This is a genomic window from Massilia sp. UYP34, assembly GCF_056279385.1.
This window is the reverse complement of record NZ_JBWBRF010000001.1, coordinates 359,830-380,503: the sequence shown is the minus strand read 5'-3', so window position 1 is coordinate 380,503 and position 20,674 is coordinate 359,830. Positions and strand designations below refer to the sequence as shown.

Here is a 20,674-nt window from a genome sequence, read left to right as displayed (position 1 = left end):
GTTCAGCGCACGCGCGTCTGGAGCTTGGCGTCGGTCTGGCCCGCGGGGGCGCCCGGCGGCGCGCCTTCCTGCGCCGCCGGCGGCCGGCCCAGGAAGCGCTGCGCCAGGCGATCCAGCAGCGGGTGGCGCAGCGGCGGGATGTCGTCCTTCTGCGGCGCGCGGATCAGGACTTTGTCGAGGGTGATCAGGATCGCGATCACATAATAGATCAGGTCGTAGTACGCCAGGGTCAGGAAGGCGCCGGCGGTCAGGTAGCCGATCATGCTGACGTGGCACATGCGGGCCAGCATCAGGGCCCAGGCCAGGTCTTTCTTGCCTTGGCAGAAGCGGATCACGCGCGAGCCGGTGCGCCAGGCCACCGCGAACATGACCAGGAAGATGACCAGGCCGATGTAGCCCAGCTCGCCCAGGATCTGGAAGTAGATGCTGTGGGCGTCGTAGTAGCGTTCCGGCTCCGGCGCGTACAACATGAACATGTAGGGCGAGAACACGTTGGGGCCGCCGCCGAGCATGAATTCGTTGGCGATGTTGACCGCGAACTTCCAGGAGTTGATGCGGCCGGTCGCCGAGGCGTCTTCCTGGTAGGTCTGGATGGTGTGCATCCGGCCCATCCATTCTTCGGGCATGGCCAGCAGCACCAGTGGCACGACCAGCATGAACACCAGGCCGAGCCTGGCCTTGTAGGGCGACTTGAGCCACAGGAAGAAGCCCATCACGAAGGCGCCCAGCAGGGCGCCGCGCGAATAGGAGCCGATCGCACCCAGCGCGGTCAGCGCGGCAATGGCCAGCACGCCGCGCTTGAGCCACTTGGTGTGGACCTGGGTGACCAGGTAGACCATCAGCGGCGTGATCGTCACCAGCGCCAGCGCCAGCGTGTTGTTGTCGCTGATGAAGCTGGCGCGCGGACCGAGCAGGCCTTCGCCGCCGCCGCTGAAGATGACGAACAGCCCGCTCTTGAAGCCCCAGAAGCCGAGCGAGATCGCCACCACGAAGGCGAGCGCCTGCGCGTCCTTGCGGGTGCGGACCGTCATGATCGTGACGATCACCATCAGCATGATCTTGCTGAACCGGTCCCAGTCGCTCCAGGCCGCGCTCGGCATCTGGGCGAACACGGTGCACAGCGTCATCCAGGAAAAGAAGATCAGCAGCATCCAGACCGGGGGCGACAGCGGAAGCTTTTTCTGCTCCCTCGACAGCACGATCGCGACCAGGGTGACGACACACAGGATCATGGCGAACGGGAAGGTCTGGGCGAAACCGTAGGTCATGCGGTGCGGATTCATCAGGCTGACCAGGCAATAGGCCAGGGCGCCCACCACCGGGCGCTTGAAGATGAAGGGGATGATCGCCACCAGGGCGAACAGCAGGATCAGGTCACGCACGTTTGAGCAGCCTCTCGAACAGGGCCACCGCGCGGCGCGCGTTGGCGCCCCAGGTCAGCTGCTGCTCCTCGATGGCGGCGCGCGCATTGGCCGCCACCTTGTTGCGCAGCGCGACGTCGTCGCACAGGCGCTTGACCGCGCCGGCCAGGCCGCCCGGGACTTCGGGGTCGAACAGCACCGCGTTGTGGTCGGGGCTGAGGATCTCGCGGATGTTCGGCTGGTCCGGGCCGACGATGGCCTTGCCCAGCACCAGGTACTCGAACAGCTTGAGCGGCGAGGCATACTTGACCACGGCCGGCTGCAGTGCGATGTCGAACGCGGCCACGTGGCGCGCCACGTCGTCGCGCCCGACGATGCCGGTGAACTTGACCCGGTGCTCGATGCCGAGCGTGCGCGCCTGCTTTTCGAGGTCGGCGCGCACCGGGCCGTCGCCGACGACCAGCAGGTGGCGGCGCGATTGCGGCGGATCCTGGGCGATCAGGTCGATCACCTTGTCCAGGCCGTGCCAGTCGCGCACGAAACCGGTGAAGCCGAGCACCAGGTATTCCTCCAGGCCCAGCGCGCGCTTGGCGGCCATCACGTCCGGGGCGCCGGCGAAGCGCTCCGGGTCGATCCCGTTCGGAATCACCTCGATGCGCTCGGGCGGCACGCCGTAGGACTGGACGATGTCGCCCAGCACCTTCGTGACCGGCAGCACCATGTCGGCATTGCGCCAGGCATAGGCCTGCGACCAGCGCGCCAGCTTCGTCAGGGCCAGGCCATCGTAGCGCGCGCGCTCTTCCAGGATCGGCGCGTTCACTTCCAGCAGCATCGGGAGCCCGAACTTGCGCGCCACCCACACGCCGGAAGGAAGGAACAGGTTGTAGCGTTCGTACAGGACGTCCGGACGGTGCTGCCGGACCGCCTTCGCCAGGCGCCGGTAGGCCACCAGCGAATACGCGAATTCCATCACTTCATAGAAGGTCTTCGGCAGGTGGCGCTTGAGCCAGGCGACCGGGCCGGCGTCCGAGCCGAACGACTCGGTCTCGGCGCTGGGCGGCGCCACGATCACGACGTCGTGCCCCTGCGCGCGCAGGGCGCGGATCATTTCCTCGATGTGGACGTACTGGCCATCCTTGGAACGGGTGCGGTGGTGGTAGAGGATTTTCACGCGGCTTTTCTCGCCATGATGGATTGGAACAGGTCGATCTGACCCTGGGTGGTCGGTTGCCAGCCGAAGTTCTCGGCATAGCGGCGCGTGGCTGCGTGCTCGGGATAGGCGGCGCGCAGCTGGCCCAGCGCCCGCACCAGGCCCTCCGGGGTCCGCTCGGGCATCAGCACGCCGGCTTCGGGGGCGGCGACGACTTCCGGCGTGCCCCACACATTGCTCGCCACTACCGGCGTGCCGCAGGCCATGGCCTCGAGCAGCACGTTGGCCCAGCCCTCGCGGCTGGAAGCCAGCACCAGCGCGTCGGCGGCATTGTAGTAGTTCTTCAGTTCGGTCTGCGGCACGGCGCCGAGCAGCGTCACGCGGTCCTGGACGCCGAGCTCGCGCGCCAGCTGTTCCAGGTTCTTCCTTTCCGGGCCGATGCCGGCGATCAGCAGGTCGACGTCCGGCAGCCGGGGCAGGGCGCGGATGATCAGGTCGTGCGCCTTGCGCGGGTCGAGCAGGCCGACCGAGAGCAGGGTGAACCGTCCCGGGACCAGGCCCACGGTGGCGCGCGCGGTGGCGCGGTCCATCGGCTGGAAGCGTTCGAGATCGACGCCATTGCGCAGCGGCGTGATGTTATCCGGCGCTACCCCCAGCTGCACCATTTCGTCCTTCAGCGCATTGCACACGGTGATGATGCCGTCTGCCTCGCGCGCCGCCTGCAGGATCAGCCGGCGCGGCTGGTCGAATTGCGGAATCAGGTTGATGTCGGTGCCGCGCGCGGTCACGACGACCGGCTTGTTGAAATACTTGCCGAGCATGACGGCGGCGACGCCGTCCGGATAGAAATAGTGGGCGTCGATGGCGTCGAAATCGTAGCCCTCGTCGAGGATGCGGCCGATGTCCTTGCGCGCCGCGCGCGCCAGTGTATAGGGCGTGTAGTTCATGCCCAGCTTCGGCACCACCAGGTAGCGTGGGTGGGTGACCTGCAGCCCGTTGCGGGTCTCGCGGCGCGGGACCTTGGCCAGGGTCCCGTAATGACCGAAGCGCGCGCCCTTGAGTGGAAACCAGGGGACCGGCGCGACCACGCGCGATTCGACCTGGCCGCTGGCGATCAGGTAGCGCAGCCGGGTCTCCACGAAGATGCCGTGGTTCGGCTGTTCGGAGTTCGGGTACAGGGTACTGAAGGTAAGTAGCTTCATGGTGTGCTGGTCACGGGGCTGGAGAGGCCAGGCTCGGGCCCTGGAATTATTTTGTAAAAATGCAATGTAGTGATTATGCGAAATTTTTTTCCAAACGGAAGCACGATTGACACAAAATACATAAATTTTTGACAACCATGATACTATAATTCAACTTTCAGTCGCGGCATTTGTTTAACGTGTGGCAAGTTTCTTAAGTTCTGTGGAAAAATAGCCCAAGTTCACCGTGCGCTTGCCCGGTTCCTCCTTCTTTACTACTTCCTCCTCCAAGAAAACTATGAAGATCACTATCATTGGCACCGGTTATGTCGGCCTGGTTTCGGGTGCTTGTTTCGCCGACGTCGGCAACACGGTATTGTGCCTGGACGTCAATGACGAAAAAATTTCCATGCTCAAGAATGGCGTCATCCCGATCCACGAACCGGGCCTGGACACCATGGTCGAGCGCAATGCGGCCGCCGGCCGCCTGCTGTTCTCGACCAGCTACGACGAAGCCATGGCGCACGCCGAATGCGTGTTCCTGGCGGTCGGCACCCCGCCCGACGAGGACGGCAGCGCCGACCTCACCCATATCCTGGCCGCCGCCCGTTCGATCGGCCAGCGCATCGAGGCGCCGGTGGTGGTGGTCGACAAGTCGACCGTCCCGGTCGGCACTGCCGACAAGGTGCGCGCCGCGATCCAGGGCGAACTCGACAAGCGCGGCAGCAAGGTCGCGTTCTCGGTGGTCAGCAATCCCGAATTCCTGAAAGAGGGCGCGGCGATCGACGACTTCATGCGTCCCGACCGCATCGTGGTCGGCAGCGACGACGCCACCGCCACCCGCCTGATGCGCCAGCTGTACGCGCCATTCAGCCGCAATCACGAAAAGCTGGTCGAGATGGACGTGCGCAGCGCCGAACTGACCAAGTACGCGGCCAACGCCATGCTGGCCACCCGCATCAGCTTCATGAACGAGCTGGCCAACCTGGCCGAAGTACTGGGCGCCGACATCGAGGCGGTGCGCCACGGCATGGGCCTGGACCCGCGCATCGGCTCGCAGTTCCTGTACGCCGGCATGGGCTACGGCGGCTCCTGCTTCCCGAAGGACGTGAAAGCCCTGGTCAAGACCGGCGCCGACCACGAGCAGACCCTGCACATCCTGGAAGCGACCGAGCGCGTCAACGACAACCAGAAGAACGTGCTGTTCAAGAAGCTGTCGCGCTTCTATGGCGGCGTCGAGCAGCTGAACGGCAAGACGATCGCCCTGTGGGGCCTGTCGTTCAAGCCGAACACCGACGACATGCGCGAAGCGCCGAGCCTGATCCTGCTGAAGGAATTGTTCGCCGCCGGCTGCCGCGTGCGCGCCTACGATCCGGTGGCCAGCAGCGAAGCGCTGCGCGTGCTCGAGCGCGACCACGGCGCTGCCCGCGTCGAGGAGATGCTGACCATCTGCAGCTCGGCCACCGCCGCGGTGAACGATGCCGACGTGCTGGTGCTGGTCACCGAATGGAAGGAATTCCGCGCGCCGGACTTCCGCTACCTGGCCCAGACCCTGCGCGGCAAGGCCATCTTCGACGGCCGCAACATCTATGATCCGGCGGAAGTCGCCGAAGCCGGCCTGGCCTACGAAGGCATCGGCCGCGTCAGCCGGAAGGCCGCCTGATGATCACTGGCACCCAGCGCATCCTGGTCACGGGCGCCGCCGGCTTCGTCGGCAGCTTCGTGGCGACGCGTCTGGCGGCCATGGGCCACCAGGTGGTCGGCTGCGACAACTTCAACGACTACTACGATCCGCGCCTGAAGCACGACCGCGTGGTGGCCTTGCTTGCGCCCGCCGGCGTGCCCTGCCACACGGTGGAGCTCAGCGATGCGGCCCAGGTCGCGGCCTTGTTCGAACGCGAGCGCCCGACCCTGGTGGTGCACCTGGCGGCCCAGGCCGGGGTACGCTACTCGCTGGAGAACCCGGCCGCCTACGTGCAGTCGAACCTGGTCGCCTTCGGCAACATCCTCGAAGCCTGCCGCCACGGCAAGATCGACCACCTGCTGTACGCCAGCAGCAGCAGCGTGTACGGCGCCAACGCCAAGGTGCCGTTCAGCGAGGACGACCAGGTCGACGCGCCGGTCTCGCTGTACGCCGCCACCAAGAAGTCGAACGAGCTGATGGCGCACTCGTACAGCCACCTGTTCAAGCTGCCGGCCACGGGCCTGCGCTTCTTCACGGTCTACGGCCCCTGGGGCCGGCCCGACATGGCCTATTTCAGCTTCGCCGAGAAGATGGCGCGCGGCGCCACGATCCCCGTGTTTGCCGAAGGCCTGCTCACGCGCGACTTCACCTATATCGACGACATCGTCGAAGGCGTGGTGCGCCTGCTGTTCAAGCCGACCCCGGCCGACGCTACCGCCAGCGGCGCGCCGCACACGGTGTTCAATATCGGCAACCACAACCCGGTGCGGGTGCTGGACTTCATCCAGACGCTGGAAGGCGCGATGGGCATCGAGGCGCGCAAGGAATTCCTGCCGATGCAGCCGGGCGACGTGCCGGCCACCCACGCCTCGATCGACAAGCTCAAGGCCTGGGTCGACTTCGCGCCGACCACGCCGCTGGCGACCGGCCTGGCCAGTTTCTGGGCCTGGTACCGCGACTGGGCGCCGGGACGCAAATAGGCAGGAGCCGCGCATGAACGACCAGCCGCAGATCCTGCTGTTCCAGACCACCGACCCGGCCGCGGTGCGCAAACGCCTGTTGCGTTTTCGCGCCGCCTTCCTGAAACTCGGACCGCAGTGCCGCTTCGCCGCCATCTCGTACACGCCGTCGGCGAAGACCGAGGTGCGGCGCGTGGTGCTGGACGGGATCGAGATCGAGCACCATATCTACGGGCCGGACGCCATGGATACCCTCGGCTACCCGGTCAAGGGCGCGGCGCGTCCGTTCAAGCTCATTCCCGGCAACTGCGACCTGCCGCCGCTGCTGTTCCGGCGCGCGCAGCCGCAGTACGCGCAATACTGGGTGGTCGAGGACGACGTCGAATACTCGGGCGACGTCCACGCCCTGTTCGCCGGGCTGGACCGCCGCCAGGGCGACCTGCTGGCGGCGCACCTGGCGCGCGGCTACGATGGCTGGACGTATGCGTCGATGCTGCGCGCGCCCGACGCCGCCGTCACGCCCGCCAGCAGCTGGCTGGTGTTCCTGACTTTCTACCGCATCAGCGGACCGGCGCTGGACCTGATCGACCGCTACTACCGCGCCGGCTGGAACGCGCACAGCGAGAACGCCTGGGCCACCATCCTCAAGCACGGCGGCATGAGCGTGGTCGACTTCGGCGGCAATGGCGAGTTCGTGGCCGAGGAAGACCGCAACAAGCGCTATCAGGGCGTCGCCAACGATGGCTTCGAGAAAAGCGGCAGCTTCGGCACCATGAACATCCGCCTGTGCGCCGGCCCGCAAAAAGACCTGCTGTGGCATCCAATCAAGCCGCCGCGCGCCTGGCTGCGCCAGACCCGCAAGCGCTGGATATCGATCGCCAAATGGTATCTGGACCGGGCCGCGCGCTCGCTGCGCTGACGGTGCGGCCGTCGCCCGGCAACGCAGCGCAGGAACACCGCAAGAAACGCAGCCGAAACACAGCCCTCGAAAAAGAAAAAGAGCCCGCGGTTCATCGAACCGCGGGCTCTTTTTTTGTTCAGGGGCTCAATTTTTTGTTCAGGCCGTGGCGCTCACGCGCAGGAAGGTTTCGAACATCAGCACCGACCACAGCGGGGTGCTGTAGTCCTTGCTGCCGGCGATGTGCTGCTCGACCATCTCGCGCAGGAAGCGCTCGTTGAACATGCCGGTGTCGAGCAGCAGCGGCGACAGCGCCGCCGCGCGCAGCTTCTCACGCAGCGGGCCGCGCAGCCAGGCCGCCAGCGGGATCGAGAAGCCCTTCTTGGCGCGGTACAGCACGTCGTGCGACAGGAACGGCTCGAGCGACTTCTTGAAGATGTACTTGCCTTCGCCGCCACCCAGCTTGATGTCGGGCGGCAGGGTCGAGGCCCAGTCGACGAAGGTATGGTCCAGGAGCGGCACCCGCACCTCGAGCGAGTGCGCCATGCTGGCGCGGTCGACCTTGGTCAGGATGTCGCCCGGCAGCCAGGTCTTGAAGTCGAGGTACTGGATCAGCGACAGCGGATCGTCGGTCGGCGAATTGGCCGCGTGCTCGTGGAACACCTGGATCGCCCCGTAGCCCTGCAGTTCGCGCTTGAACGCATCGGAGAACAACTGGGCCCGGATCCGGTCCGGCATGCGCGACACGCCATGGAAGTAGCCCTCCACCGTGTCGCGCGCCAGCGCCTCGAAGGTGGTCTTGGCGCGGAACATGCGCGGCGCCCAGTCGGCTTTTGGATACAGCTTGCCCAGCGTGCCGAACACGGGTTTGCGCAGGCCGGCGGGCACCTTGTCGCGCACGCGCTGCTCGGCCATCGCGAAGCGGTAGCGGCGGTAGCCGGCGAAGCTCTCGTCGCCGCCGTCGCCCGACAGCGACACCGTGACGTGCTTGCGCGCCAGCTGGCACACGCGGTAGGTCGGGATCGCCGAGCTGTCGGCGAACGGTTCGTCGTACAGCCGGCCCAGGGTGTCGATCAGGCCGTAGTCGTCCTTGTCCACGACCTGGGCGTGGTGGGTGGTGCGGTAGCGCGTCGCCACTTCGCTGGCATACTTCGATTCGTCGTATTCGGGGTCGTCGAAGCCGATCGAGCAGGTCACGACCGAGTCGGGATTCTGCTGCGCCATCATCGCCACCACCGCGCTCGAATCGACGCCGCCCGACAGGAAGGCGCCCAGCGGCACGTCGGCCACCATCTGGCTCTGCACGCATTCCTGCAGGCGCGCCGTCAGTTCCTGTTCGATTTCCTGCATCGGGCGCTGCGGCGCGCGCTGGAACGACAGGTCCCAGTACTGCTCCGGCTTGACCGCCGCATCGCCCACGCGCAACGTGATGCGGTGGCCCGGCGCCAGCTTGAAGGCGCCGTGGAAGATGGTGCGCGGTTCCGGCACGTAGCCGAAGGCGAAGTAATCCTCGACCGCGCGCGGGTTGAGCTTGCGCGACAGTTCGGGGTGGGTCATGATCGACTTCAGCTCGGAGCCGAACACGAACAGGCCGTTCGGCAGCAGCGCGTAGAACATCGGCTTGACGCCAAGGTGGTCGCGCGCCAGGAACAGCGTCTGCTTCTTTTTATCCCAGATGGCGAAGGCGAACATGCCGCGCAGGCGCTGCAGGCAGTCCTGGCCCCAGGCCTGGTAGGCATGCAGCAGCACCTCGGTGTCCGACTTGGTGCGGAAGGCGAAGCCGAGCGCGACCAGCTCGTCGCGCAGCGCGCGGTAATTGTAGATCTCACCATTGAACACCATCACCACGTCGCCCTGGGCGTTGCGGATCGGCTGCTGGCCGCTGGCCAGGTCGATCACCGACAGCCGGCGGTGGCCCATGCCGAGCGCCGTTTCCAGATACAGCTCGCCTTCGTCCGGGCCGCGGTGATGCTGGCTCTCGTTCATGCGGCCCAGCGCCGCGCGGTCGATCTCGCGTGTTCCCTGGGTATCAAAAATGCCGACGATTCCGCACATGCTGGTTCACTTCCTGCTTAATGTAGATTATTTAGGTATTCATGGATTGGCGCAGCCGGGTCGGCGCCTTGCGCGCGGCCAGGCCGTCGTACAGCGCCATATAGGCGCGCAGCATGGCGGCCATGCTGTATTTCTCTTCGATGCGCGCGCGTGCGGCGGCGCCGTGGCGCGCCATCAGGGCCGGGTCCTGCACGTAGCGCGCCAGCGCGTCGGCCAGGGCCTCCACATCGACCGGCACCAGCATGCCGTGCACGCCGTCGACGACCACTTCCGGGATGCCGCCCACGTTCGAGCATACCGACGGCAGAGCGCAAGCCATCGCTTCGAGCAGCGACACCGGCGTGCCCTCGGCCAGCGAGGGCAGGGCGAACACGTCGAAGCCGTGCAGCAGCTCGGCCACGTCGGCGCGGGCGCCGGGCAGCCAGACCACGTCCTGCAGGCGGGCCTGTGCCACCTGCTCGCGGATCGCGCCCAGCAGCGGGCCGTCGCCGACGATGGTCAGGCGCAGGCGCTCGCGCAAGGAAGGCAGGCGCTCGCGCAGCAGGGCGAAAGCGGCCACCAGGCCGCGGTGGTTCTTGACGTCCTGCACCCGCGCCACGGCGCCGATCACGATGTCGTCCGGCCCCCAGGGCGCGGCGGTGACGGCGTGCCCGCGCGGCTTGAAGCGCTCGGTGTCGACCCCGTTCTTGATCAGGTGATTCTTCGCGGCCGGGATGCCGACCACGTCGGCCAGCCAGCGCTGCAGGTCATCGGATACCGGAATATAGCGGTCGATGAACGGCGCCAGGCGGCGGCGCAGGAAGTTGTGCTTCGGGTTCAGGCCATGCGGGTCGGCGGCGTCGCGGCCATGCTCGGCATGGATCCGCACCGGCACCCCGGCCATGGCCGCGGTGAAGCAGAACTCCATCGCCGCCAGGTTGTAGGTGTGCAGGATGGCCGGACGCAGGCGCCGCATCAGCTTCCAGAAGTCGCGGTGCACTTGCAGGCCGTTGCCGGGCGGCTTGTTCAGGGCGAACAGCTCGACCCCGGGCTGGGTGATGCGCTGGGCGAAATCGGAGTAACGCGTCAGGCAGACGACCGCATGCCGGTATTTCTCCGGCGGCAAGCGATTGATGCAGTCGACCAGCAGCGTCTCCAGGCCACCCACGTCGAGCGAATAGACCAGGTGCACGACCAGGGGGCGCTGGAGGGTCAGGACGGACAGCTCGCTATGCATCGCGCCCCCAGTCAATGGTTGCGCGCATGGTCCAGCGCGCGCGTGACCGCCTGGCCCTGGCCCGCCAGGAAGGCGCGCAGGGCGGCGCGCGCGCTTTCCGGATTGTCGCGCACCGGCGCCGACAGCAGCACCACGGCGCCGTCGTCGCCCCGGAAGCGCAGCTTGGCCTGGGCCTGCAGCAGCTTGCCGACGTAGTTGTTGGCCGTCAGGTGGCCGTCGATCGCCATCCACTGCCACACCAGGATCTGGCCGGTCGGACCGTTCAGACGCGTCTCGCGCAGGGTCAGCGGCTGGCCGTCCAGTGTTTCGCTGCGCAGCGCGCCGCCGACGGCGTGCCAGGCGTCGTCCGAGGCGGCCAGGGTGTTGACGGAACTGATCAGGGCCTTGCCGTTGCGCTGGTTGCGGTAATACATGATGTCGAGCGCGACCGGCGGCATGCTTTCGCTGTTGCGGAAAGTGGCGCGGTAGGTCGCATCCGGACCGACCCAGCGCGGGGTCCAGTCGGAGAACGGCGCCACCTGCGGCCAGCCCACCGCCACCGTGGACAGCTGGACCGGCTGCGGATTGAGGTTGGCGGCGTCGTTGTAGCGCGCGAAGCCCGGCCATACGGCGGTGAGCGCCACCACGGCGGCGCACATGGCCGCCATGCGGCCTACCGAAGCCGGAGCAGATGCGAGGCCGGTGGTCATCGCCGGGGTCGCGGACGGGACGGCAGCAGCGGCGACCGGAGGCTCGTCGTCGCGCCAGAAGCTGCCGACCCAGAACATCAGCAGCATCACCAGGCCGAAGAACACCCAGCCATAGATCAGGTGGTCGACGCCGGTGGCCAGTTCCATGCCCGACATGTGGCCGATCATCACGATCATGTAGGCGCGCAGGCCGTTGGCGACGATCGGCACCACGATCGACACCACCACGAACAGCAGTCGTTTGGACAGCGAGCGGTAGGTCAGGTAGGCGTACAGGCAGCCCAGGGTGAACGAGGAAATCAGGTAGCGCACGCCGCTGCAGGCTTCCACCACCGACCAGGAGCCGGTCGGCAGCTCGAAGCGGGTGCCGTTGCGCAGCACCGGGATGCCGGTGGCCTGCACCGCCCACACCGTGAAGTCGGCGGTGAGGTTGATCAAGGGGCCGACGAAGACTTCGCCGAAGGGCACCGCCAGCAGCAGGAACAGGAGCGGAAAGGCGAGCGAGCCCGCCAGGCGCGGGCCCAGCATGGCCAGCGCGATCACCGGGAACATCGAGACGAAGGCATACTGCATCACCACCTGAACCTCGCCCATGCGCGCCAGCAGCCAGCCGGCGCCCAGCATGGCCAGCAGCAGCAGGGCCGGGGCCCAGGGGCGCGCCGGTACGGCGTTGAACACCGCGCGCCGGCGCCAGATCAGCCACAGGCTGATCGGCAGGATGGCGTAGCCATGGGCGAAGGTCTCGGAACTGTTCCAGATCGCCACCAGCGACCCGGCGGTGCCGAGGTAGAGGAAGAAGGGCGCCAGCAGGGCGAGCGCGATCAGCATGGCGCTCGCGGGCGCCAGCGGGGCGGTGGCGGCGCGCGGCGTGGCGCCGGCCAGGTCCTTGGATGGGTTCACGAGCATTCCAGTCGCTCCTCGATGCAGGCCAGGTTGCTCGGCCAGCTGTAATGATGTTCGACCCGCGCCCGTGCGGCGCGGCCCATGTCCCGGTTGTCGCGCGCCAGGAGCGCCGCCAGGGTCGCGACCCAGGCCGGGGCGCCGTCGGCCACCGCCAATTCGCGGTCGGCCACGGCGTCGATGCCTTCCAGCGCCTGCGGCGAGACCACGGTCGGCACCGCCATCGCCATCGCCTCGAGCACCTTGTTCTGGATGCCGCGCGCGATGCGCAGCGGCGCCACCGCCACCGTGGCGTGGCGGACGTAGGGCCGCACGTCGGGCACGGTGCCGGTGACGGTCACGCCCGCGCGCTGGGCCAGCGCCTGCACCTGCGGATTGGGGCGCGAGCCGACGATGTAGAAGCGCAGCGCCGGGTCCTGCGCGCAGAGGGCCGGGAACACGTCGTCGCAGAACCACTGCACGGCGTCGACGTTGGGCCAGTAGTCCATGGCGCCGGTGAACACCAGCGCCCGCTCGTTCGCGGCATAGGGGCTGGCCAGATCGTGCTCGGGCGAGAAATAGTCGGTGTCGACCCCGTTGCTGAAGTGGCCGATGCGGGCCTCGCTCTCGGGCGCCAGCTGGCGGAACAGGTCGGCCTCGGGCTTGGAGACGAACAGCGAGGCGTCGTACTGGCTGGCCACCTGGCGCTCGTAACGCAGCAGCTGGCGCGCCTCGTGGCGGTACAGCCAGCTCATGGGCCACGACTTCTTGTCGGCGTACTGGCGCCACTTGTCGGAGTCGACGTCGCAGAAGTCGATCACGCGGCGCGCGTCGCGCACGCGGTCGGCATATTGCGCCATCGCCGACGAGAACACCAGCACCCGCTTGACGCCGTGCGCGGCCACGGTCTGCTCGACCCAGCGCGCCATGCCCGCGTCCTGATAGTAGTCCAGCGACAGCGAACGGTTCTTGACCAGCGCCCCCAGGCTGCGCACGCGCGCCAGCAGGGGATTCAGGGCCGCGAAATGGCTGCTGGCGCACATCGCCTCGACCTTGGGCACGTGCTGCCAGTCGTCGGCGTCATCGACGAAAGTGGCCAGGTGCACCCGGTAGTCGCGCGCCAGGTGCTTGAGCAGGTTGTACGAGCGGATCTTGTCGCCCTTGTTGGGCGGGTAGGGGATGCGGTGGATCAGCAGCAGCAGGTCTTGCACGGCATTACCCCAGGTTGCGCACGATGTAGGGACCGAGGAAGTTCGCCACCGGCAGCGGCAGCTTCTTCCACATCTTGATGAACAGCTGGTACTTCGGGTTCAGCGGATTGTTGTCCGGCAGCTGGGTCGAGGCGTAGAGTTTGTATTCATACGGCAGCGGCTCGGCCACGAAGCCCCAGTTCTTCTTGAAGTCGTAGGCGCCGGTGCCCAGCTTGCTGCGGCCGAAATCGAAAATGCGGCAGCCGCGCGCGGCGGCCGCCTGCATCAGGTTCCAGTACATGAAGTCATTGCCGGCCACCGAGCGCGCCAGATCGGTGCCGCCGCCGTAGTAGGGCACCACTTCGTCGCGCCAGTAGAACGACAGCACCGAGCCCACCAGACGGTCGTCGGAGGTCAGGATGGTGCGCACCTCGCACTCGTCGCCGAAGGTCTGCTGCAGCAGGGCGAAGTATTTTTTCGGGAACACCGGGGTGCCCAGGCGCAGCACGCTGGTGGCATACGCCTCGAACATGCGGTCGACGTTGTCCTCGACCACGCCGCGCAAATCCAGCTTGATCCCCTTGCGCACCATGGCGCGCTGCTTGCGCGGGATGGCGTTCATATTGGTCTCGTCGTCGCCCGTGATCTCCTTGCGGAAGGTGACGTACAGTTCCTTGGTGTGCCAGGAAGCGTCGCCCGGATGGGCGCGCTGCATGCCGCGGTATTCCAGGTGGCCCACGCCGAGCTTCCTGGCCAGGGCGTCGGCCGCTTCGTCGAGCAGCAGGCGCGCGCCGTCGTCGAGCGCGGCCACGCCGCCGTAGACGCAGAACGGCATCGCGCCCAGCGAGTGGCCGAACAGGCGGCTCTTGATCTCGGCCAACGGCAGCACGCCCTGGATCTGGCCGTCCTGTTCCACGAAGTAGAACCAGGTCTTGATGCCGAACGACTGCTCGATGACCTTCTGCCAGCCCGACAGGTGGAAGAAGGTGGCGCTCGGGCAGGCGCGCACGAAAGCGTCCCAGCGCGCGCAATCCTGCGGCTGCATCAGGCGCACGGTCTGCGCGCTTGCCGCAGTGGCGGGCATGGCACGCTTGGCCTGCGCCGCTTCGATGATCGAGTTCATGGCTTGTCCAGGAAGATACGGTCCATGCGGTCCCACTTGAAGTCGCGCGCCAGCTGTTCCAGGCGGCGCTCCATGCGGTCGATGTTGACGTAGTGGCGGAAGCGCGCCTTGGCGCCCAGGCCCTCGGGGCGCGGCTGGCCGGGATCGACTTCCCACGGGTGGAAGTAGAACAGGGCCGGCTCGCCGTCCTCGCGGTTGACCTTTTCCATCATCCAGCGCGACAGGGCGTAGGGCAGCAGGCGGAAATAGCCGCCGCCGCCGGCCGGCAGGTTGCGGCCCGCCATCTTGACCGTGGTGATCGGCACTTCGAGCAGCCCGTCCGGGCCGTTCGGGTAGAAGGCGAAGCGCGGCGCGTCCGGCATGCCGTAGTGGTCGTGGGCGATCGGATAGATGCTCGAGCTGTACTTGTAGCCGGCGTCGTGCAGCGCGTCCAGCGCCCACAGGTTGGCGTGGCCGATCGAGAAGCTCGGCGCACGGTAGCCCACCACGGCCTGGCCACCGATGTCTTCCAGCAGCGCCTTGCTTGACCTGATGTCGTTGTCGAATTCGGCGCGGCTCTGGTCCGAGGCGCGCAGGTGGCCGTAGCCGTGGCTGGCCAGTTCGTGGCCGGCGGCGACGATCCGGCGCACCATGGCGGGATAGCGCTCGGCGATCCAGCCCAGGGTGAAGAAGGTCGCGCGCACGTCATGGCGCTCGTACAGCGCCAGGATGCGGTCCATATTGGCCTCGACCCGGCATTCGCGGGTCGGCCAGCTGGCGCGGTCGATGTACGGGGCGAAGGCCGAGACCTGGAAATAGTCTTCGACGTCGCAGGTCATTGCATTGCGGATCTTCTCGCCCGGGGCTGGGCGCGGCCGGGCTGCGGGGGCGGTCATTTTCATTGCCGTGTTCCTGAGTGTTATTCTTGGTTGTCCAGGCGCTGGGCGCCGCCGGGCGCGCTGCCGGATGGGGTGGCGGCGATCTTCTTCAAGATCGACAATACCGACACGATCGATTTTTCGAGGCGCATCATGCGTTCGTCGAGCTGCTCGACGCTGGCGCTGCGGCGTTCCCCATGCTGCAGCCCGTGCTGGCCGGAGGTCGCGCGCATGGACTCCGGCTCCGGCTCGCCCAGGCCATCCGGGGCCTGGAACTCGTCCGAGATGTCGCGCACCACTTCCTCGATGTGGGCGCCGGAAAAGCCGTGCAGCTCTTCCAGGTAGCCCATCAGCAGCACGCGGTCCATCAGCGTGTTGGTCTTGCGCGGGATGCCGCCGCTGTAGGCATACACCGCGGCGTGGGCGGCCTCATCGAACGACGGGTCGCCGTTCCAGCCGACCGTGGCCAGGCGGTGCTCGACGTAGGCGCGGGTTTCCTGCGCGTCCATCGGCCCCAGGTGGTAGCTGGCGATCACGCGCTGGCGCAGCTGCTGCATGGTGGGGCTGTGCAGGGTGGCGCGGAACTCCGGCTGGCCGAGCAGGAAGGTCTGCAGCAGCGAGCGGTCGTCGGTCTGGAAATTGGACAGCATGCGCAATTCCTCGACCGTGCGCGCGTTCAGGTTCTGGGCCTCGTCGATCACGAGCAGGGCGCGCTTGCCCTGGCGGTCGACGGCGCGCAAAAACTGTTCCAGGCGATTCAGCAGTTCGGCCTTGCTGGCGCCTTCGTACGGCAGGCCGAAGGCGGAGACCACCATGCGCAGCGTGTCTTCCGGATCGAGGCTGGTGTTGACGATATGGGCCGCGACGATCTGGTCGAGCGGGAGGCGGCCCAGCAGGTTGCGCACCAGCGTGGTCTTGCCGGCGCCGACCTCGCCTGTGATGACGATGAAGCCTTCGCCCTGAGACAGGCCGTAGTCGAGGTAGGCCATGGCGCGCTTGTGGCCTTTCGAACCGAAGAAGAAATGCGGGTCCGGGCGGAGCTGGAAGGGCTTGGCCGACAGGCCGTAGTAGGATTCGTACATCGTGGTTCCGTCGATTTCGTTGCGGTCAAAACGTCATGAACAGCGTGGCCGAAAGGGCGTTTTCGGTGTACTCGCCGGCGCTGATGGTGTTGCCCAGGTCGCCGCTGCGGCGGCGCAGGTCGATCGAAGCGCGCGCATCCCCGAAGTTGCGGGTCAGGCCGACGCGGAAGATGCGCTGGTAGTTGCGGTAATCGGTGGTGCGCGACTCGCTGTCGTCCAGGTCGTAGCCGACGGTCAGGTTGGAGCGCGAGTTCAGCCGGTAAGTATAGTTCGCTTCGAAGCCCTTCTGGCGCACGTTGTCGCTGTAGCGGCCCTGCTGACTGCCCAGCAGCGGACTGTCGCTCTGCTGGTCGGAGATCGCGTTGCGGTCGCTGACGTGGGCCGCCAGCGTCGCGCTGCCGCGGCCCGCGCGGTACACCATCGAGGCGCGCAGCATCTTCTGCCGCATGAACCGGTTGCTCAGGTAGTTGACGCTATCCGACAGCGACGGCGGCAGATTGTTCTGCCCCATATAGGCCTCGATCACGCGCGCGCGTTCGACCGGATCGGGATAGGCGGTAGCGAACATGCTGTCGAGCAGGCCGGCGGTGTCGAACGTCGCGGGCATCAGGAATTGCTGGCGCGAGGTCGTGATCACGTCGCTGTAGTTCACGTTCCAGCTGGTCTTGCGCGTGCGGTGCGCCGCCAGCAGGCTGCCGGTATTGCCGTAGAAGTGGCGGCCGGCGGTCGCCTGCAGCGTGGTGCGGACCGACGGGGTCCAGCGAAAGCCCAGCGACCAGTTGGCGCCCTGGTCGCCGCCGCCCAGGCCTTCGTATTCGTAGCGGTCGTAACCGGCATTGGCCAGCAGCGACAGGCGAGCGCTGACCATGTAGCTCAGGTTTGCCGTGAAGTTCTGGCTCGAGGAGTCGCCGTAGCGGCCGCCGTTGAGTTCCTGGTCGGTGTAGTTCAGGCCCCAGCCGATGGTGCGGAAGGCCGGGCCGCTGGCCAGCGTGGCCTGGATGGTGTCGCCGCCGGTGCGCCGGAAGCCGACCTGCTCGCCGCCACCGACCGAGTCGCGCGTGTAGCGCAGCTGGCCCGAGGCCGTGCTGCCGAAGCGGTGGACCAGGAACGGGCTGATGCTCCAGGTTTCGATATCGGTGCGGTTGTTGCGCGAGTAGGCGTCGTTGGTCACGCGCGGACCGAAGGCCGAGATGTTCTGCTGTCCGCGCGCGGCGGTGGCGTCGATGAAGAACAGGTCCTGCGCCAGCTCGCCGCGCAGATTGCCGCGGTAGCTGCGCTGGACGCTGTTCACGCCGGGATTGTCGGCGCCCGGTTCGCCATTGCGGCCGCGCTTGTCGCTGTCGTGCAGGTAGGCGAACGTGTGCAGCTGGGCCGAGGCGTCGACCGTCAGGCGCCGGGTCCGGTTGCTGACGCGAAGCCCGGGCGATACCTGGGTGATCAGGTCGCTGTGCGCGAGCGCGTCCTCGGTCAGATTGACATTGTCCGTCCAGATCTCGCTCAGCGTCAGCGTCGGCGTCACCCGCCAGTCCGCCTGGGCCGGGCTTGCGGCCAGCAGGAGCAGCGCAGCCGCCGCCAATGGCGCGCGGGAGAACGGCAGCTTAGCCGTAGTGGTAGTCATATGTTTCTTCGATGCCGGGGATATCCCTGGTCTTGTTATAGATGAGGTTGACGTTACTCATGCCTTCCAGCTGCTGCAGCGATTCCTTGACCGCGTGCTGGGTCGTGGTCTGGGCTTCCACCACCACCACGATCTGGCCCATGTGGCTGGCCAGCACGCGCGCTTCGCTGGTCAGCATCAGCGGCGGCGAATCGAAGATGATGATGCGGTCGGGATAGCGGCTGGCCAGCTCCTGCAGCATGGCGGTCATCGTCGAACTGGCCAGCAGCTCCGTGGCGCGCGGCGTGGCGGTGCCGGCCGGCAGGATCGCCAGGGTGTCGACGTTGGTGCGCAACATGACGTCCGACAGGTCGAGACTCTTGTCCACCAGGATGTCCATCAGGCCGCGCTGGGTCGGCAGGCCGAGCGTGCGCAGCACCGACGGGCGCGCCACGTCGGCGTCGACGAGCAACACCGTGTGGTCGAGCTCCATGGCGATGCTCATCGCCAGGTTGATGGCGCAATAAGTCTTGCCTTCGCCGGGCAGCGAGCTCGTGATCATGATCAGGTTGGCCGGATTGTCCTTCGGACCGCGCTCGGCGAAGGCGCGCTTGAGCAGCGGGCGCTTGATGATGCGGAATTCTTCCAGCAGATTGGTGCGGCCGCCGGCAGCGGTGACCATGCCCAGCTCGCGCATGCGGCCCAGGTCGAGCTCGACGCGGCGGGTGCGCGCCGTGCCCGCCGCAGCGGCGGCGCTGGCGGCCAGGTCCGGCGTCGGGGCCGGCGCGACCGGCACGTCGACCAGCACGGCGGCCGGTGCGTCGACCAGCGGCGGTACGGCCGGTACGAACGGGTTGGCAGGCGCGCCGTTCTGGCGCTGCTTGTCGATGCGGCTGGCCGCTTTTTCGATAATGCTCACATTCACTCCTTGTAGGCCAGCCGGCCTTACATCGTAGGGCGGATAAGGATGGCGGCGACACCGGCGGCATAGGCGCCGAACAGCACCAGCACCGAGGCGGCAAGCATGACCAGGCGGCGCTTGCGCAACACGGTCTGTTCGGCCGTCCAGTTCATGCTCACCGAACCGAGGATCGGCATACTGGTGGCTTCGCGCAGCGCAGCCGGGCTCAGGAAGGTCGGGCGCAGTTGGCTCAGCAGCAGGGCGCTGGCCAGGCCGGCGGCGAGGGCGCCGACGAACACCAGCGAGAACAGCTGCAGGCGGTTGGGACCGGTAGGGACGGCGGGCGCGGTCGGCGGGTCGATCACGCGGAATGTCAGCATGTCGGTCACCGATGACACTTCGCCCGACAGCTTGGCCGACTCGCGGCGCTCCACCAGACGCTGGTAATTCGCGCGATTGACCTCATAGTCGCGGTTCAGTTGGGCCAGCTGGGCTTCGACTTCCGGCACCAGCTCGCTCTGGCCGCGCAGGCGGGCCACGCGAGTGCTGAATTCGGCCACGCGCGCCTGCAGCGACGCGACGCGCGCCTCGGCTTCGGACAGTTGCACGGTCAGCTGCTGCAGCATCGGGCTGTAGCTGGCGCCCGGATCGGCGCTGCGCGTCGGGTTCTTGGCCAGGTCGGCGCGGCGCTCCATCAACTGATCGAGCAGGCGGCGGTTGGCGACGATGTCGGGATGCTGCTCCGTGTACTGGGTGCGCAACGCGTCCAGCGTCTTGTTGACGGTGGCGATGCGCTCGTCCAGTGCCGGGTCCTGCAGCACCGGGGCGCTGCGGCCGCCAGCGCCGCTGTTATCGCCCGAAATCTTGCGGCGAATCGCATTGCGCGCCTGCTCGGCCTCGGCCAGGTCGAGCTGCGCCTGGTTCAGGGCTTCGCTGGCCGCTATCATGCGTGCGCCGTAGTCGGCGCCTTCGCGCGGCAGCATGCCGATATTCTTGATCTTGAATTCCTTGAGCGAATTCTCGGCGGCAGCCAGGCGCTCTTCATAGCTGCGGATCTGGTCGTCGATAAACTGAACCGCCTTATCCGAGTCCTGTTTCTTGCCGGCGAAGCTACCTTCGACAAAGATGGTCAGGAAGGCCTGCACCACGTCCTTGGCCTGTTGCGCGCTGGTGCCGGTGTAGCTGATGGTATAGATGTCGTCGCGGCCGGTACCGACCATCCTGATCTTCGAGATCAGGTCGTCGACCACCTTGTCGAACTCCTTGCCGTTGCGGGCACTGACATCCAGGTCGAGGTCGCGTACCACCCGTTCCACGTTGGGACGGCTGAGCAGCGTGCGGCGCATGAACTGCACCTGCTGGTCCAGGTTCGGCAGGGTGGTCATGCCCGACAGCAGCGGCTTGAGAATGGTCTGGGTGTCGACGTAAACGCGCGCCGACGACTCGTACTGGTTGGGAAGCGAATACACCACCCCCCAGCCGGTCAGCGCCACCACCCAGGTGATGACGACTGCATGCCAGCGGTACTTGCCGATGGCTTTGAGGAGGTGAAGAATCTGGGTTGTGATTTCAGCCATCGTGTCGATCTCGTCGGTCAGAGCCTGGGCTGCAGGCTCAACAAATAAACAATGTGCATGATCGCTTGTACCCTAATCAATTGCAATTAAGGGTTAAGGGATACTGCGATTCCTGGTCACCGATGCCATCGGTTACAACACATGTTCCGGAATGCAACAATTATGTTAAACAAATTGCATCATGTCGGGTGTTGCATTATCGCAAACATCTGAAGAATTCGCATGTTGTATTTCGCAAAACGACTCCGGGTATCTGGTAGGGTTCGGCTCGCGGC

General features: G+C 66.7%; 16 protein-coding genes. 3 read left to right on the top strand and 13 right to left on the bottom strand.

Translation table 11 applies throughout. The features are described 5' to 3' along the window. Nucleotides 1–2 precede the first annotated feature (2 nt). From ACZ9AQ_RS01680 to ACZ9AQ_RS01670, 3 genes are read right to left on the bottom strand one after another with little or no spacing between them, the layout of a single operon-like run. Complete coding sequence (locus tag ACZ9AQ_RS01680; protein WP_429201247.1) at nt 3–1,382, bottom strand: putative O-glycosylation ligase, exosortase A system-associated; 1,380 nt, start codon at nt 1,380–1,382, stop codon at nt 3–5. Further along, complete coding sequence (locus ACZ9AQ_RS01675) at nt 1,375–2,532, bottom strand: glycosyltransferase family 4 protein (protein WP_429201249.1); 1,158 nt, start codon at nt 2,530–2,532, stop codon at nt 1,375–1,377. Before ACZ9AQ_RS01675 ends, ACZ9AQ_RS01680 begins: the two co-directional genes overlap by 8 nt. Next, entirely contained in the window at nt 2,529–3,713 is a 1,185-nt protein-coding gene (locus tag ACZ9AQ_RS01670; RefSeq protein ID WP_429201251.1) for a glycosyltransferase family 4 protein, read from the bottom strand. The genes ACZ9AQ_RS01675 and ACZ9AQ_RS01670 overlap by 4 nt, the downstream gene beginning before the upstream one ends. A 277-nt stretch (nt 3,714–3,990) precedes the next feature. Here ACZ9AQ_RS01670 and ACZ9AQ_RS01665 point away from each other — a divergent pair, with 277 nt between their 5' ends. From ACZ9AQ_RS01665 to ACZ9AQ_RS01655, 3 genes are read left to right on the top strand one after another with little or no spacing between them, the layout of a single operon-like run. Then, nucleotides 3,991–5,355 (top strand): UDP-glucose dehydrogenase family protein, encoded by a 1,365-nt coding sequence (locus ACZ9AQ_RS01665; protein WP_429201253.1) that lies wholly within the window; start codon nt 3,991–3,993, stop codon nt 5,353–5,355. Then, nucleotides 5,355–6,356, top strand: coding sequence for an NAD-dependent epimerase/dehydratase family protein (locus ACZ9AQ_RS01660; protein ID WP_429201255.1), 1,002 nt, complete (start codon nt 5,355–5,357; stop codon nt 6,354–6,356). Before ACZ9AQ_RS01665 ends, ACZ9AQ_RS01660 begins: the two co-directional genes overlap by 1 nt. A gap of 13 nt (nt 6,357–6,369) precedes the next feature. Then, on the top strand, nt 6,370–7,254 hold the full coding sequence (locus tag ACZ9AQ_RS01655; protein WP_429201257.1) for a hypothetical protein: 885 nt from the start codon (nt 6,370–6,372) through the stop codon (nt 7,252–7,254). 138 nt (nt 7,255–7,392) lie between these two features. Here ACZ9AQ_RS01655 and ACZ9AQ_RS01650 read toward each other — a convergent pair whose 3' ends face one another. The 10 genes from ACZ9AQ_RS01650 to ACZ9AQ_RS01605 are packed head-to-tail and all read right to left on the bottom strand — an operon-like array spanning nt 7,393 to nt 20,399. After that, nucleotides 7,393–9,288, bottom strand: coding sequence for an XrtA/PEP-CTERM system amidotransferase (locus tag ACZ9AQ_RS01650; protein WP_429201259.1), 1,896 nt, complete (start codon nt 9,286–9,288; stop codon nt 7,393–7,395). A 31-nt stretch (nt 9,289–9,319) separates the two neighbouring features. Beyond that, nucleotides 9,320–10,504, bottom strand: a complete 1,185-nt coding sequence (locus ACZ9AQ_RS01645; RefSeq protein ID WP_429201261.1) for a TIGR03088 family PEP-CTERM/XrtA system glycosyltransferase — start codon at nt 10,502–10,504, stop codon at nt 9,320–9,322. A gap of 11 nt (nt 10,505–10,515) precedes the next feature. Continuing rightward, nucleotides 10,516–12,099: an exosortase A gene (gene xrtA / locus ACZ9AQ_RS01640; RefSeq protein ID WP_429201263.1), complete on the bottom strand. Its 1,584-nt coding sequence runs from the start codon at nt 12,097–12,099 to the stop codon at nt 10,516–10,518. Next, complete coding sequence (locus tag ACZ9AQ_RS01635; RefSeq protein ID WP_429201265.1) at nt 12,090–13,283, bottom strand: TIGR03087 family PEP-CTERM/XrtA system glycosyltransferase; 1,194 nt, start codon at nt 13,281–13,283, stop codon at nt 12,090–12,092. The genes xrtA and ACZ9AQ_RS01635 overlap by 10 nt, the downstream gene beginning before the upstream one ends. 4 nt (nt 13,284–13,287) lie before the next feature. Then, nucleotides 13,288–14,385 carry a FemAB family XrtA/PEP-CTERM system-associated protein gene (locus ACZ9AQ_RS01630; RefSeq protein ID WP_429201267.1) on the bottom strand — a complete coding sequence of 366 codons (1,098 nt, stop codon included), beginning with the start codon at nt 14,383–14,385 and terminating at the stop codon, nt 13,288–13,290. After that, a complete protein-coding gene (locus tag ACZ9AQ_RS01625; RefSeq protein WP_429201269.1) occupies nt 14,382–15,266 on the bottom strand; it encodes an XrtA system polysaccharide deacetylase in 885 nt (294 codons plus the stop codon). The genes ACZ9AQ_RS01630 and ACZ9AQ_RS01625 overlap by 4 nt, the downstream gene beginning before the upstream one ends. A 17-nt stretch (nt 15,267–15,283) precedes the next feature. Further along, nucleotides 15,284–16,324: an XrtA/PEP-CTERM system-associated ATPase gene (locus ACZ9AQ_RS01620; protein WP_429201271.1), complete on the bottom strand. Its 1,041-nt coding sequence runs from the start codon at nt 16,322–16,324 to the stop codon at nt 15,284–15,286. Nucleotides 16,325–16,349: 25 nt separating this feature from the next. Continuing rightward, on the bottom strand, nt 16,350–17,942 hold the full coding sequence (locus ACZ9AQ_RS01615; RefSeq protein WP_429201272.1) for a TIGR03016 family PEP-CTERM system-associated outer membrane protein: 1,593 nt from the start codon (nt 17,940–17,942) through the stop codon (nt 16,350–16,352). Further along, nucleotides 17,923–18,840, bottom strand: a complete 918-nt coding sequence (locus ACZ9AQ_RS01610) for an XrtA-associated tyrosine autokinase (RefSeq protein ID WP_429201274.1) — start codon at nt 18,838–18,840, stop codon at nt 17,923–17,925. Before ACZ9AQ_RS01610 ends, ACZ9AQ_RS01615 begins: the two co-directional genes overlap by 20 nt. Nucleotides 18,841–18,866: 26 nt before the next feature. Then, nucleotides 18,867–20,399 (bottom strand): XrtA system polysaccharide chain length determinant, encoded by a 1,533-nt coding sequence (locus tag ACZ9AQ_RS01605; RefSeq protein ID WP_429201275.1) that lies wholly within the window; start codon nt 20,397–20,399, stop codon nt 18,867–18,869. Nucleotides 20,400–20,674 lie beyond the last annotated feature (275 nt).

Coding starts and splice junctions, on each gene's coding strand:
- ACZ9AQ_RS01670 (WP_429201251.1), bottom strand. CDS start 3,713: ATGAAGCTACTTACCTTCAGTACCCTGTACCCGAACTCCGAACAGCCG.
- ACZ9AQ_RS01665 (WP_429201253.1), top strand. CDS start 3,991: ATGAAGATCACTATCATTGGCACCGGTTATGTCGGCCTGGTTTCGGGT.
- ACZ9AQ_RS01660 (WP_429201255.1), top strand. CDS start 5,355: ATGATCACTGGCACCCAGCGCATCCTGGTCACGGGCGCCGCCGGCTTC.
- ACZ9AQ_RS01655 (WP_429201257.1), top strand. CDS start 6,370: ATGAACGACCAGCCGCAGATCCTGCTGTTCCAGACCACCGACCCGGCC.
- ACZ9AQ_RS01650 (WP_429201259.1), bottom strand. CDS start 9,288: ATGTGCGGAATCGTCGGCATTTTTGATACCCAGGGAACACGCGAGATC.
- ACZ9AQ_RS01645 (WP_429201261.1), bottom strand. CDS start 10,504: ATGCATAGCGAGCTGTCCGTCCTGACCCTCCAGCGCCCCCTGGTCGTG.
- xrtA (WP_429201263.1), bottom strand. CDS start 12,099: ATGCTCGTGAACCCATCCAAGGACCTGGCCGGCGCCACGCCGCGCGCC.
- ACZ9AQ_RS01630 (WP_429201267.1), bottom strand. CDS start 14,385: ATGAACTCGATCATCGAAGCGGCGCAGGCCAAGCGTGCCATGCCCGCC.
- ACZ9AQ_RS01625 (WP_429201269.1), bottom strand. CDS start 15,266: ATGAAAATGACCGCCCCCGCAGCCCGGCCGCGCCCAGCCCCGGGCGAG.
- ACZ9AQ_RS01620 (WP_429201271.1), bottom strand. CDS start 16,324: ATGTACGAATCCTACTACGGCCTGTCGGCCAAGCCCTTCCAGCTCCGC.
- ACZ9AQ_RS01615 (WP_429201272.1), bottom strand. CDS start 17,942: ATGACTACCACTACGGCTAAGCTGCCGTTCTCCCGCGCGCCATTGGCG.
- ACZ9AQ_RS01605 (WP_429201275.1), bottom strand. CDS start 20,399: ATGGCTGAAATCACAACCCAGATTCTTCACCTCCTCAAAGCCATCGGC.